This is a genomic window from Apilactobacillus kunkeei DSM 12361 = ATCC 700308 (genome assembly GCF_001281265.1).
Taxonomy (GTDB): domain Bacteria; phylum Bacillota; class Bacilli; order Lactobacillales; family Lactobacillaceae; genus Apilactobacillus; species Apilactobacillus kunkeei.
This window is the reverse complement of the sequence record NZ_JXDB01000009.1, coordinates 181,728-195,420: the sequence shown is the minus strand read 5'-3', so window position 1 is coordinate 195,420 and position 13,693 is coordinate 181,728. Positions and strand designations below refer to the sequence as shown.

General features: G+C 37.8%; 13 protein-coding genes and 1 other annotated feature. Of the genes, 8 read left to right on the top strand and 5 right to left on the bottom strand.

The features are described from left to right. Positions 1–76 precede the first annotated feature (76 nt). From RZ79_RS05695 to RZ79_RS05685, 3 genes are read right to left on the bottom strand one after another with little or no spacing between them, the layout of a single operon-like run. A complete protein-coding gene (locus RZ79_RS05695; protein WP_053795785.1) occupies positions 77–985 on the bottom strand; it encodes a glycine betaine ABC transporter substrate-binding protein in 909 nt (302 codons plus the stop codon). Between the two features lie 14 nt (positions 986–999). Further along, complete coding sequence (locus tag RZ79_RS05690) at positions 1,000–1,860, bottom strand: ABC transporter permease (RefSeq protein ID WP_053795784.1); 861 nt, start codon at positions 1,858–1,860, stop codon at positions 1,000–1,002. Continuing rightward, entirely contained in the window at positions 1,853–3,052 is a 1,200-nt protein-coding gene (locus tag RZ79_RS05685) for a quaternary amine ABC transporter ATP-binding protein (RefSeq protein WP_053795783.1), read from the bottom strand. Before RZ79_RS05685 ends, RZ79_RS05690 begins: the two co-directional genes overlap by 8 nt. 295 nt (positions 3,053–3,347) lie before the next feature. Between RZ79_RS05685 and RZ79_RS05680 the strand changes: the two genes are divergently transcribed. From RZ79_RS05680 to RZ79_RS05645, 8 genes are all read left to right on the top strand, one after another. Further along, positions 3,348–4,376, top strand: a complete 1,029-nt coding sequence (locus RZ79_RS05680) for a YibE/F family protein (protein WP_237756544.1) — start codon at positions 3,348–3,350, stop codon at positions 4,374–4,376. Continuing rightward, the gene (locus RZ79_RS05675) at positions 4,376–5,140 is read left to right on the top strand and encodes a YibE/F family protein (protein WP_054450510.1); all 765 of its coding nucleotides are present in this window, start codon (positions 4,376–4,378) and stop codon (positions 5,138–5,140) included. Before RZ79_RS05680 ends, RZ79_RS05675 begins: the two co-directional genes overlap by 1 nt. 76 nt (positions 5,141–5,216) lie before the next feature. Beyond that, a complete protein-coding gene (locus RZ79_RS05670; RefSeq protein WP_054450508.1) occupies positions 5,217–7,145 on the top strand; it encodes a S9 family peptidase in 1,929 nt (642 codons plus the stop codon). A gap of 93 nt (positions 7,146–7,238) precedes the next feature. Beyond that, positions 7,239–7,730, top strand: coding sequence for a hypothetical protein (locus RZ79_RS05665; protein ID WP_054450507.1), 492 nt, complete (start codon positions 7,239–7,241; stop codon positions 7,728–7,730). A 130-nt stretch (positions 7,731–7,860) separates the two neighbouring features. After that, positions 7,861–8,095 (top strand) — a binding site (T-box leader). A gap of 81 nt (positions 8,096–8,176) precedes the next feature. Continuing rightward, positions 8,177–9,001 carry a MetQ/NlpA family ABC transporter substrate-binding protein gene (locus RZ79_RS05660; RefSeq protein WP_054450506.1) on the top strand — a complete coding sequence of 275 codons (825 nt, stop codon included), beginning with the start codon at positions 8,177–8,179 and terminating at the stop codon, positions 8,999–9,001. 34 nt (positions 9,002–9,035) lie between these two features. Beyond that, positions 9,036–10,106: a methionine ABC transporter ATP-binding protein gene (locus RZ79_RS05655; RefSeq protein ID WP_080997474.1), complete on the top strand. Its 1,071-nt coding sequence runs from the start codon at positions 9,036–9,038 to the stop codon at positions 10,104–10,106. Positions 10,107–10,109: 3 nt separating this feature from the next. Beyond that, positions 10,110–10,802, top strand: coding sequence for a methionine ABC transporter permease (locus RZ79_RS05650; protein ID WP_053795777.1), 693 nt, complete (start codon positions 10,110–10,112; stop codon positions 10,800–10,802). A gap of 14 nt (positions 10,803–10,816) precedes the next feature. Then, complete coding sequence (locus tag RZ79_RS05645; protein WP_054450503.1) at positions 10,817–11,980, top strand: ArgE/DapE family deacylase; 1,164 nt, start codon at positions 10,817–10,819, stop codon at positions 11,978–11,980. Positions 11,981–12,019: 39 nt separating this feature from the next. On the opposite strand, the gene RZ79_RS05640 is transcribed toward RZ79_RS05645, so the two are convergent. Together RZ79_RS05640 and RZ79_RS05635 are read right to left on the bottom strand one after the other, a co-directional pair. Next, positions 12,020–12,712: a VIT1/CCC1 transporter family protein gene (locus RZ79_RS05640; RefSeq protein WP_054450502.1), complete on the bottom strand. Its 693-nt coding sequence runs from the start codon at positions 12,710–12,712 to the stop codon at positions 12,020–12,022. A 12-nt stretch (positions 12,713–12,724) separates the two neighbouring features. Beyond that, positions 12,725–13,408 (bottom strand): VIT1/CCC1 transporter family protein, encoded by a 684-nt coding sequence (locus tag RZ79_RS05635; protein WP_053795774.1) that lies wholly within the window; start codon positions 13,406–13,408, stop codon positions 12,725–12,727. Between the last annotated feature and the right edge of the window lie 285 nt (positions 13,409–13,693).

The following is a 13,693-nucleotide window of genomic DNA, read 5'->3' as shown; positions in this document are numbered from 1 at the left end:
TACGTTTATTTTTTTGCTATATCCTTAGTATATAAAAAAGCTATTCTAAAGTTAATAGAATAGCTTTTCTTTATTATTATTTGTTGATTAAATCTTCGATTGAATTGATGTTCTTCATGTACTTAGGAACAGCCAAACCAACTTTAGCACCATTCAAGTTTGGACCAACATCGTCGATTTTATCCTTGTATTGTTTCAAGTATAAACCGGCAGTGTTAGGTAACCAAGCTGATAGTGAAGCATCGGCAGCGTTAGTTGCGATTGATGCCCACATTGGTTGCATTTCTAGTGCTTGGATAGTTGTCTTGTAACCCATCTTGTTTAGAACTTCAGCCATCACATTAGTTGATGCGATTTCTGAATCCCAAGCAACGTAAGTTAACTTAACTGCTTTACCATTACCTTTAGCAGCACCCTTAGTCCATTCTTGATATAATTTAGGGTTCTTCTTGATAAAGTTGTCAGCAGCGACCTTAGGGTCAACACCAGCATTAGTTTGTAGCATTACGTCTGACATTTGAGATGGAGTCCAGTGGAATTGCTTTAGAATCTTGTAAGCACCAGGATTATCCTTGGCGAGACCCTTTCTAGCAATTGTGTGGATTTGTTCTGAAGAACCATAAACATTCTTAGGATCCTTTAGGAACTTAAGAGGGAACTTCTTGAACATCCAATGTGGTTGCCATCCGGTAACTACGATTGGTTGTTTGTACTTAATTGCTTTAGCTAATGTAGAAGTCATTGCAGCAGTTGAACTAGTTTGTAGTTGCCACTTGTTTTGTGCTAAAGGATATTCCTTTAACGCATTTTGTGTAGAAGCCATAATACCAGCCCCGGCATCAATACCAGTGATGGTGTAATTGATTTGAGGACCTAACTTCTTATGAGGATTGTATGGAGAAGTTAAACTACTACAAGCAGTTAGAACTGTTGCCATAAGAAACATGGTTAATGTTGCTAAAACATATCTAGTTTTCTTTCTCATTTAAATCCTCCTAATTAGTGTTTTTTGTTCTTGTTAAAAGCTTGAGTAACACGGTCTAGGATGATTGCTAGGATTACGATTGCAAAACCAGCAGTGAAACCAGAACCAGCGTTGTTTCTACCTACGGCGAAGTAAACTTCTGAACCAAGACCAACGGCACCAATCATTGAAGCGATAACTACCATTGATAGAGCAAGCATCATACCTTGGTTAACACCAGACATTAATGTGTTCTTAGCAATTGGTAATTCAACCTTGATTAGCTTTTGCCAACCAGTTGAACCGAATGAATCGGCAGCTTCAATTAAATCAGTTGGAACTTGTTCAATTCCTAGGTTAGTCATTCTAACTACTGGAGGTAGTGAGAAGATAACAGAAGCAATAACCCCGGGAACCATTCCGATACCGAATAAAGCAACGGCAGGAATTAGGTAAACGAATGCAGGCATTGTTTGCATGAAATCTAGAATTGGTTTAACGATTACCTTAACAGTGTGACTCTTTGCCATCCAGATACCCAAAGGAATACCGATAACAACGATAATTAAACTAGAAGTAAGAACTAGTGTTAATGTTTGAGTCATATCTCTCCAGTAACCTTGGTTGTAAATTAATACAAGACCAATAAGTTCAAAGACCATTAGTCCCCAGTGCTTGCTGTCATGTAATGCCCAGTAAGTAATACCTAGAACTAAGATGATGAATAGCCAAACGGGTAGTAAATCAAATACCCATTGGAATGAGTTAACGATTGCACCGATGAAATCAGTGATACCGTTGAAGAAACCAACGAATTGAGTTAACCAGTTAACGAAACTGTTAATCCAATCCGCAAATGGAATTGGTTGCATAGTTAAAGAAAATAAATTAGCCATTATTTTGCACCTCGTTTCCAGAAATTGCGCCTAATACGGAACTTCTAATGATAATTCCTAGTAGTCGATCATTGTCATCCAATACCGCGAATGGTACTGAAGTTTTGGAAATGTCGTTTAATAGTGACTTGATAGGTGTATCAGGTGTAGTTGTTGGAACGTCGGTTCTAAGGATTGATTCTAAGTCACGCTTGTCATCTTCGATTTGCTTGATAACATCCTTAGCATCAATTAATCCCTTGAAGTGGTGTTCTGAATCAACAACGTAAACACTTGAGTTGTGGTTGTCCTTCATTAATCTTAGCGCGGTTCTTGGACCGTCTTTTTCGATGTTGATAACATCTGGTCTAATCATAACGCGGCTAGCAGTAAGAATCTTAGTTCTGTCCACACCTTCGATGAATTTTTCAACATAATCATTCTTAGGGTGTTGTAAGATGTCTTCTGGTGAACCGATTTGAACAATTTCACCATCACGCATAATCATAATACGGTCACCAATACGTAGTGATTCGTTTAAGTCATGTGAGATGAAGATGATAGTCTTCTTTAGGTGTGATTGTAAATCTAGCAATTCGTCTTGCATTTCTTTTCTGTTAAGTGGATCTAATGCTGAGAATGCTTCATCCATCAATAGAATTTCTGGGTCATTAGCTAAACCACGAGCTAATCCAACACGTTGTTGTTGTCCACCAGATAATTCGTTAGGGTATCTATCATCGTATCCGTGTAAGCCAACTAGTTCTAGACATTCATGTGCTTTTTGATGTCTAGTTTCTTTATCGACTCCTTGGATTTCCAAACCGTAAGCGGTGTTTTCGATAATGGTTCTGTTAGGGAATAGAGCAAAGTTTTGGAATACCATACTCATTTTCTTACGTCTAAAATCACGTAATTCTTTCTTATCGAATTTAGTAATGCTTTCTCCGTCTAGTAGAATTTCACCATCAGTTGGTTCATATAAACGGTTTAACATTCTAATTAAAGTAGACTTACCACTTCCGGAAAGTCCCATGATAACAAAGATTTCATTTTCGTTAACGTCGAAGTTGGCATCGTGAACACCAACAACGCTGTTAGTTTTAGCTAAAATTTCATCTTTGGATTTTCCTTCGTTGATCATTTCTTTAGCACGACCAACATGACGACCGAAAATCTTGGTTAGATGTTTAACTTCAACTTTTTTGGTCATGATCTTCCTCCTTGAAATTGTAGTTTATTTAAAGCATAGGTACTATTATTACAAAGAAAAATGTTATGTGTCAAATAAGATACATGCGCAAAATGCCGATTTGCCGGTCTTAAACGGCATAAGCTTGCATGATGGAGCCATTTAAGATTTATTTAATTAAAGTGTGTTAAAATGACTAAAAATGGAAATTTTAGGTTCAAAATTTGATAATTAAGAAGGAATTATTTTGGGTAATTTATTGAAAAAATTCCCCATCAAAATGGTGGGGATTTTTGCATTAATTGGAGTGGCTTTAATGTTTTTTGTTAGTCATGATGACTTTCTATATACTCAACCAATTATGCAGATTCAAAAAGTAGAAGAACTTAGTAAGAATAAGGAGATTGATACTTTTCAAAATGTTGATCACAGTTATGTACAAAAACTTAGTGGAGTAATCACCAATGGAAAGCATAAGGGTGAACACATTACTTTAAACAATACATATACAGACTCAAAGGCGATGGATAAGAAGTATAAAGTCGGCCAAAAAGCCTTTGTGGTCTTACACGGACAAGGTGAAAGCACGATTAGAGATGCCAAGAGAGACACACCCGTGGTCTTTTTAATCTATTTAGCAATTGCCTTGATGTTTATCTTCCTCAAAATGGCTGGAATCACGGCCATTGGAAGTATTATTATTAATACAATCTTGTTCATGGTGGCATTATACTTTGACGGATTTAATAACGGATCTAACGTTTTATGGATTTTTTCGATTCTGGCAGTACTTTTTTCCGCGATTACGCTTTGGTTAGTAATTGGTTGGAATCGTCAAATGTTTGTGACACTTGCTTCGACTGTGGCATGTACTTTTCTTTCGATTATTATTAGCTTAATCGTTTTTAAATTTACACATGAAAAAGGAATTTTTTATGAATCGATGCAATATGTTACTCAGCCTCCACGACCATTGTTTTTAGCTGAAACCATCATCGGATCATTAGGTGCAGTTATGGATGAATCGACCGATATCATTTCCTCATTATTCGCGTTGAAAATGGAACGACCTGAGGTTTCAAGAAAACAACTTTTCTTGTCAGGTCGAAACATTGGTAAATCAATCATGGGTCCATTAATTAACGTCTTATTCTTCATTTTTATGGGAGAAACTTTGTCGATGACACTTCTATTCTTAAAAAACGGAAACAGTTGGGGATACTCATTTTCAATGAACATGTCATTGGGGATGGTGCAAAGTCTAATCAGTGGGATTGGAATTGTGCTTGCAGTTCCAGTTGCCAGTGGATTAACCAGTTTTTTTGCAGAAAAGAGGCGTAAATAATGAGTGCAATTATCGTTTTAGGCCTTGTCCTATTAGTATTGATGGTATTGGTAGGGGGTAAACAAGGTTTTCAATCATTTTTAAGTTTGGTGCTTAACTTTGGCTTCTTATTCTTTGCGATTGTCTTGATGGCATTTCATTTCCCACCAATCGTCGTAACCTTGATTGCCGGAGTGATCCTATTGGCCTTGACCATCTTCTTGAGTGGGACCAATGATGAGACTAGTCGTTTAGCGTTTATCGCTTCCGTATTGGTACTTTTAGCACTTGTTTTATTGATTGTGCCAGTAGAACATTGGGCACAGGTTCAAGGATTTGGCTTAGAAGATAGTGATGATCTAGAAGGTTTATCTTTACCTATCGGAATTAGTTTCATTGATATCGCCATTTCGACAGCCATTCTAAGTACGCTGGGTGCGATTGCCGAAGCAACCATGGCGATTGCGTCTGGGTTGGATGAAATCAAGGAACAACATCCGGATATCAAACCAAACCGTTTGTTCTTCGATGGGGTCTATGTCGGAAAACAAATTATCGGAACAACATTGAATACCTTATTCTTTGGACTATTCGGTGGCTCGTTATCCTTATTTGTCTGGTTCCACGGATTATCCTACTCATTGGGTGACATTTTAAACGACAAGGTCTTTGATGCCGAATTCATCATCATCTTGTTCTCGCTAATCGGTGTCATCATCACGATTCCAATTACATCGTTTGTCATTACCGAGCAATTTAAAAATCAAAAACAAACTAAGTCCTAACATTGTTAGGGCTTTTTTATTGCATTTATGACGATAAAACTTAATACTAGACTTAAATTGAAAAGAGGCGTTGTTAATGAATAAAAAAATAGAATCAAATGACTTATTTGAATTGAAATCCATTACACAATTAACTGCTATCAATGGAAATATTTTTGCGGTTTTAAATCGTGTCGATAAGCAAGAAAATACCTATTTTGCTGACATTGTCAGCATTAACAACAAGAACGAAGTAAAGAAATGGACCAATGGTGGCAAGAACGTAAACCCTGTGCAAGTGGGCGATTACCTAGTCTATCTACATAATGGTGACCTAATGCGAATGCCACTATCAGGTGGTATTGCTGAACAACTTACCAAGGATGCCAAGATATCCAAGTTAGTTAGTGGAAAAGACGGCCAAACCGTTTTCTATCAATCATCAGACAGTAAGGTGCCAACGAAATTTGAAACCACCAAGTTCCCTGAAACTAGAAGGGTTCATCGTTTTGACAACCGTCATGACGGCATCGGTTGGGTCGATGATCAAGCTATCGACACCATCTACCGCTACAACATTAAGATGAACCAAAGAAACGCTGTATACAGTTCTAAGTACGATTTGAGTTTGCAAGATGCGAACGCCAAGCAAAACCGCTTATTGGTAATCAAGCCAACTAATCCAACTTTGGAAACAGAATCAGACGAAACTAGAGCAGTCTATGATGTTGATTTGACCAAAGATACCGAAAAACAAGTTACAGCAAGTATTGCCAAGGGTGAGTTTAGCTACGCTAGTTATTCTCCTGATGGTCAAAAGGTTGCCGTAGTCGGAAACGACGCGAAGTATCCAAACGCAACCGTTAACGAGTTATATATTTACGATGAAGAAAACGACAAGTTAACTGATGTGACAACAGACTTCGAGGGGGAAGTGTTCGGATCAATTACCGCGGACTTCATTCAAAATGAGGGTAGTCATTTAGTTTGGATGTCAGACACTAACTTTGTCTTTAGTGGTGTGACTCACGGCCACAGTGTTGTCTTTGAATACAACGGTCACGACATCACAAAACTATTTGAAGGCCACTGTCATGTTGTTGATTTAACAGCCATTGATGGTGAGGTCTACTTCAGTCTTTCAACTCCAACCACGCCAAGTCAATTAGTACAACTAGTTGACCAACAATTAGATGTGAAGTTGGATCCTAACGCCAACTTCTCAGCGCAACACGACTACGCTGACGTAACACCTTTTGAAACACCATCCAAAGACAGTAAGACTACCATTGAGGGATGGGTATTGAAATACACCGGTATTTCTAATCATCTTCCAGTGATTCTATACGTCCATGGTGGGCCACAAGCTAACTACGGTGAAAGTTTCTTCCATGAATTCCAAGTTCTAGCTAGTCGCGGTTATGCCGTCGTCTACGTTAACCCACGTGGTTCTACCAGTTACGGTCAAGAATTTGAAACTGGCGTCATTGGTAGATATGGTAAAGAAGACTTCGCAGACGTCCAATCTGGTTTAGACGCTGCCTTAAGTCAATTTGCTGATTTAGATGAACAAAATACATTCATCGCAGGTGGATCATACGGTGGCTTTATGTCCAGTTGGGCAATCGGTCACACCGACCGTTTCAACGCAGCGATTGTGCAACGTCCGGTATCTGATTGGCACTCATTATATGGAACATCCGATATTGGGGTTCGTTTCATTAGAAAAGAACTTGGCAAGGATTTATACGATGAGGGCGGATTGGAATACTACTGGGACTGCTCGCCGTTGAAGTACGCGCATAATGTTAAGACACCTACTAGAATTCAACACGGTGAATTCGATATGCGCTGTCCAGTTAACCAAAGTGAAGCATTATTCACAGCAATTAAGCAAACCGGCACTCCTGTGGATTACATTCGTTATCCACAATCATTTCACGGATTCTCAAGAAACGGTTTACCCAACCTTCGAATCAAACGATTATCAGACATCTATGAATGGTTTGATAAATATTTAAGATAGTATTAAGAAAAGCTGTTATGGAAACATTCAGCTTTTTTTATTAAATGAAAAATGACATAATAAAGTCATTACATAAGGAAAGCAGGACTGATAATGGATACTGTTATTTATTTAATTTTATTTTTTGTTGTAATCGCACTATTACTATTCGGTGCCTATGAAACTCTACCAAAGATTCACAAGTTGAATAAGACGATTAACCAAAAGACACTTGATTCATTTGGCGGAGATAAGAAACAAATCGAAGCATTTAAGTCAGGTGAAAAGAAGTTAAACGTAGTTACCGGTCAATACGTAATCTTGGCAATCGTTGCTACTGCGTTTGTTCTAAGCATTATTTTTCCAGAAATGGCTAACAACTACTTAATCATCGTGTTATTTGTACTAGAAGCAATTTACATCTTCCTAGGATTAAAACTACCTAGCCTAGAAAAGAAACATGGTGAATTCACCGGGGATGTTCTAAAGAATCGTCTACAAGCAATTCGGCTTACATTTTTCGCATTCATTGGTTTCTTCGTGGCCGTAGATGTGTTGATTTTAATTATTGAGTTACTATTTTCTCAGAATGTAAGATTGCTATAAAATGCTGAAGGAGCCTTAATTAGGCTCCTTTTTATTTATTAAGAAAATGTTAAATTAGAAAATAATGATAAAAATATGTTGCAATATTAGAAAATGGGTGTAGTATATAAAACAACTTAACCGATACGAATAAAACAAGATGATCAGGAGAGTAGTTATCCAATGATTGCGCAGAGAGTTCACGTTTGCTGAAAGTGAATGAATCAGAAGATAATGAATATGGCCTGTAATTTGGCATCGCTGATAATTAAGCGATGATGGGGTGGCAACCATTATTAATTGCACGCGTTTATATAGACGTTATTGAGGGTGGGAGTGTAAGCTTCCGCTGAATTAGAATGGTACCACGGAACTCCGTTTCTAGATTTAATCTAGGAGCGGAGTTTTTTTGTTGGCTAAGTTAAAAATTCCGTTACATACATTTATATTTTTAGGAGGTTATTCTTATGAAGAAGAATTACAAGAAATTATTATTGGCTTTTACATTTTTATTGGTATTACCACTAACTCTTTTAGCAAGTTGTGGTAAGGATTCAGGACACACAGTCAAGATTGGTATCATGGGTGGAGACACACGTGTTTGGAAAGCTGTTCAACAACGTGTTAAAAAAGAAGGCGTTGATCTACAACTAGTTCAATTCACTGATTACTCACAACCAAACAATGCTTTAACTAACAAAGAAGTAGACATTAACGCATTCCAAAACTACGCATTCCAAGAAAATTGGAACACAGCTCACCACACTAAGATTGTAGCTATTGGTAAGACAATCTTCTCACCACTAACTCTATATTCAAAGAAAGTTTCAAGTCTAAAAGATTTAAAAGATGGTGCATCAGTTGCGATTGCTAACGACGTTACTAATGAAGCTCGTGGATTAAAGTTACTTGCTAGTGCCGGTCTAATCAAGCTAAAAAACACTGCATTACCAACTCCAAGTGACATTACTGAAAACAAGAAACACTTAAAGATTGTTCCTCTAGATGCTGCCCAAACTCCAAGAGCTTTATCTGACGAAGACGCTGCAGTTGTTAACGGTAACTTTGCATTGGATTCAAACTTAAGTTCAAAAGATATCTTATTTAAAGAACCAACTAACAAATCAGCAATCCCATATATCAACATCATCTCAGCAAACAAGAGTGAAGCAAACAACAAGTACTACAAGAAGGTTGTAAAGGCTTACCAAACCCAAGCTACTAAGGATCTTCTAAAGAAACTTTACAAGGGTGAAAATATCCCCGCATGGGACATCAACTTCAACAAGTAGGTTTTAGAAACAAAATAGAGGTAGAGGTGAAATTATGGCACAAATTAGTCTAGAGCACATCGATGTCACCTTTAAGCAAAAACACCAAGTTTCAAAGGCGGTACAAGACGTAACGCTACAAATTGAAAAGGGTGATGCTTACGGTATCGTTGGTTATTCAGGGGCTGGTAAGAGTACTTTAGTACGAGTAATTAACCACCTGCAAAAACCAAGTGCCGGTAAGGTGATTATCGACAACAAAGATATTGATAAATTCAGCCATGCGCAAATTCGTCAATTAAGAAAGAACATTGGATTTATTTTCCAACACTTTAACTTAATGAACGCTAGAACAATTGAAGACAACATTCTATACCCAATGGTTGGAACTAAGACTTCAAATGAAGAAAGAAAACAACGTGTTCAACGTTTGATCAATCTAGTTGGTTTAAACGGGAAGGAAAAGTTCTATCCAGCCCAATTATCTGGTGGTCAAAAACAAAGAGTGGCCATTGCCAGAGCTTTGGCAAACAATCCACAAATTCTAATTAGCGATGAAGCAACCAGTGCGTTGGACCCAAAGACCACGCAAGCCATTTTGCAATTACTAAAGAAGATTAACAAAGAACTAGGCGTTACGATTGTCTTAATTACCCATGAAATGGACGTAGTTAAGTCACTATGTAACAAGGTAGCTGTCATGGACACTGGTAAAGTGGTCGAAAAAGGAAGTATCTTAGAGGTCTTCAGTAACCCTAAGACACAATTAACAAAAGACTTTATCGACACCACTAACAACGTGAAAGAAGCAGTAGACACACTAAGTGCTCAAGAACATTTTGTTGAATTATCACGTAATCAACAACTATTCAGATTGCATTACATTGGTGCCTCTGCAGAAACACCAATCATTGTTGATTTGTACCAAAAATTTGGTGCAATCTCTAACATCGTTTATGGAAATATTGAATTCATTTCAAACGTGCCATTAGGTAACTTGATTATCGAAATCGATGCTGAAGAATCAACTATCAAAGAAATCAAAGAATACCTTGCCTCAAAGGATGTTCATTTAACCAACATCAATTTGGATCAAGAAAAAATTAGAAATAGTAAGGAGGGATAGCAGATGAGTTCATTTTTGACACATTACTTACCAAACGTGATGACAATGATTCCGGACTTTGAACAAGCCACAATCGAAACATTGTACATGACATTCGTAACAGCACTAATTGGTGGAATAATCGGTTTGTTTATCGGTGTTTTACTAGTCTTAACTGGACCTGAAGGAATTAGTGAGAACATTTCCTTCTATACAGTTCTAGATAAGATTGTGAACTTCTTCCGTGCGATTCCCTTCATTATTCTATTAGCTGTAATTGCGCCATTTACCAGAATTATTGTTGGAACTGCCATTGGGACTACTGCTTGTATTGTTCCATTGGTAATCGCTGTAATTCCTTTCTACGCTAGACAAGTGCAAAACGCACTACTAGACGTTGATAGTGGAATTGTGGAATCAGCCCAAGCTATGGGTTCATCAACATGGGGAATTGTATTTAGAGTATATCTAAAGGAAGGATTACCTAAGATTATCCGTTCATCCGTGGTAACATTAATTAGTCTAATCAGTTTAACTGCAATGGCTGGTACCGTTGCCGGTGGTGGACTTGGTAACTTAGCTGTCATGGTTGGTTACCAAAGATATGAAAACGACGTTACCTTTGTATCATTAATTCTAATTTTGATTTTGGTATTCGTCATTCAAATTATCGGTGATATCTTAGCCAGATTAACTGATCACGAAAACGCAAAATAAGAAGGTAGATACTAATGGGAAAAGAAGAACAATTACAGGTATTAAAGGACCTAGTTGCCTTTAATACGGTAGATGCCAACGAAAGAGACATCGCAGATTATTTAAGCCAGCTACTTAAGAAGCATGGCATAGAAAATGAAATTGTGGATCAATTTGATAATAGAAGTAATCTTGTTGCTCATATTGGTAGTTCTTCGGAAAAGGTTCTGGCCTTTGCTGGTCATGAGGATACAGTCCACGAAAATAATTTGGCAGATTGGACCCATGATCCATTTATTCCATTCGTTGAAGATGGCAAGATTTATGGTCGTGGTGTGACTGACATGAAGTCTGGTTTAGCAGCCCAAGTAATTGCTTTAATTGAGCTAAAAGAAGAACACGCTGAACTATCAGGACAACTGAGATTCTTAGCAACCATCTCTGAAGAATTAACTCAAGGTGGTGCCAACTTTCTTTCAAAGCGAGGGGATGTTGATGACGTTGATGCAATCGTGATTGGTGAACCAACCGGTCAAAGACAAAATAATCAGAACCATCATTCCATTGTTTATGCTCACAAGGGAGCCCTTATTTACACCGTAAAGAGCATTGGAAAGGCAGCGCACAGTTCTACTCCAGAATTGGGAATCGATGCGATTGATAACCTAATCAATTATCGCCAGGAAGAAAAGCAATACTTTGCTAAACAAACCAGCGTGGATGATATTTTGGGTAAAACCATCTACACACCCGATATCTTCGAAGGTGGTAAACAGGTTAACTCAATTCCTGATTTTGCTTATCAAAAGGTTATGGTTAGAACCATTCCACAATTAAATAACAATCAAATCATTGCTGATTTGCAAGAATTGATTGACTCATTTAACCAAAAAGATGGATATAATCTAGAACTAGAGATAAACTTTAGTGGGTATCCGGTCAAAAGCGATGCTGATTCATCACTTGTGAAAGCAACTCAGGATGCCAGTGACGCAATTCTGGGAACCAGGTTGGATTTGAAGGCCTTATCAATGGGGACGGATGCGTCTCAGTTTAAGGCCAGAAAAGAAGATGCAGATGTTATCATTCTAGGACCTGGTAATGACACTGCGCATCAAACGGATGAATACGTTGATTTAGAATCATTTTATTCATTCATACGTCTATATAAACAAATTGCAATTAATTATTTAAAGTAAATAAAAAAGCCTAAGCAAAAGTGCTTAGGCTTTTTTGTTTTAGAATTCGTTCATCAATTTCCCCATGGCGTAGTGAATGATCATGGTTAGAATTCCAATGATAATGTTTCTGATGACTGCTACTTTGACTTTACCATCACCCAGTTTGGCACTCAAAAAACCAGTTAAACCAACCGAGGCGATAACAGCTAGAATTGTGGCTGGCCAACGGTAGATGCCACTGGTTAGACTCATTGCAAGAAGTGGGAATAATCCACCTAGTGCGGCTGAGAATAGGGATGAGAACGCTGCTGACCACGGATTCATGTAGTGGTTTAATTCGATGTTGTACTTGATGCTAACCATTGTTTCCAATGGCTTCTTAGCAATCAATTCATCGGCGATTTCTTTGGATGTTTCTTCGGTAATTCCACGACTCATGTAAAATTCTTGAACAATCTTCTTTTCACCTGCTAGGTCGTTTTTTAATAGGTAACGTTCTTTTTCCACAGATGAGCTTTCGGCGTCACGTTGTGAACTAACGGATGCGTATTCACCGGATGCCATTGAGAAGGCACAGGCTAATAGATCAGATAGTCCGGCGATAAAGATTGTGAAGATGTTTGGTGTTGCCACGGCAACTGAGAACAAGACACCAACGACGGTAAGAATCCCATCGTTAGATCCCAATACCCCAGCTCTTAGGGTGTTTAGTCGTTCATCCATTGTGGTGGTTTGTTTTTTCTTTTCCATTGTTATTCCTCCCTAGGCTAGACTTCCGACTAGTAAACCAATTAGATAGGTTACTAGCATGGTTAACATTCCGGATGCGACGTTTCTTAATGTTGATTTCAAACGATTGGCGTTACTCAACATTGCTGCAGCATATCCCGTCAGCGATAGGGCGATTAGAACCGCAATAAATGTTGCGACTACCTTGATGTTAGCAGGGAAGAGGGAGATAGCGACTAGCGGTAGAATTGATCCGGTGGGAAATGAAATCATTGACGCGATGGCAGCCGCATATGGACTGGTGAATTGGTTGACATTGAAACCGTATTTTTCACGAACGGTTGTCACCAATGCGTCTTTATTCATCATTTCGGTAGTGGCTTTGGTAGCTAGTTCGTCGGAGATACCACTATTCATGTACTTTTTTTTGACGATGTTGAATTCATTATCATAGTTATCTTTTAGTGCTACTTTTTGCTTTTCTACGGCATTTTTTTGTGAGTCACTTTCAGAGTTAACCGATACATATTCACCCATAGCCATTGAAACAGTTCCGGCAATCATACCGGCAATTCCTGAAATGAAAATTGAGAAGGTGTTGCTAGTGGCACCGGCAACACCGATAACGATGCCGGCAACCGATAAGATTCCATCGTTAGAACCCATTACACCGGCACGAATAATATTAATACGTTGTGCTAAAGTTTGTTTTTTCATATCGAAGGCCCTTTCTAGTTTATAATAGTTATTAACTAGTAATGATTATAATTCACTTCTTTTATAAAGTAAACCTTTCATTTTTAAGGTACTACCGAACATTTAATTTTTCAATTGCTAAGAAAATTTTTATTCAAAATCCTGATATATCAATATCTTATACGATCTATAAAATTAGAAAATGATTAAAAATCATATTGTAATTTTAATGAAGATATATTATAGTATTTAACAATATGATGCTCATTGAAAATTGGACTGATTGATTAAAATAATCGATTGGTC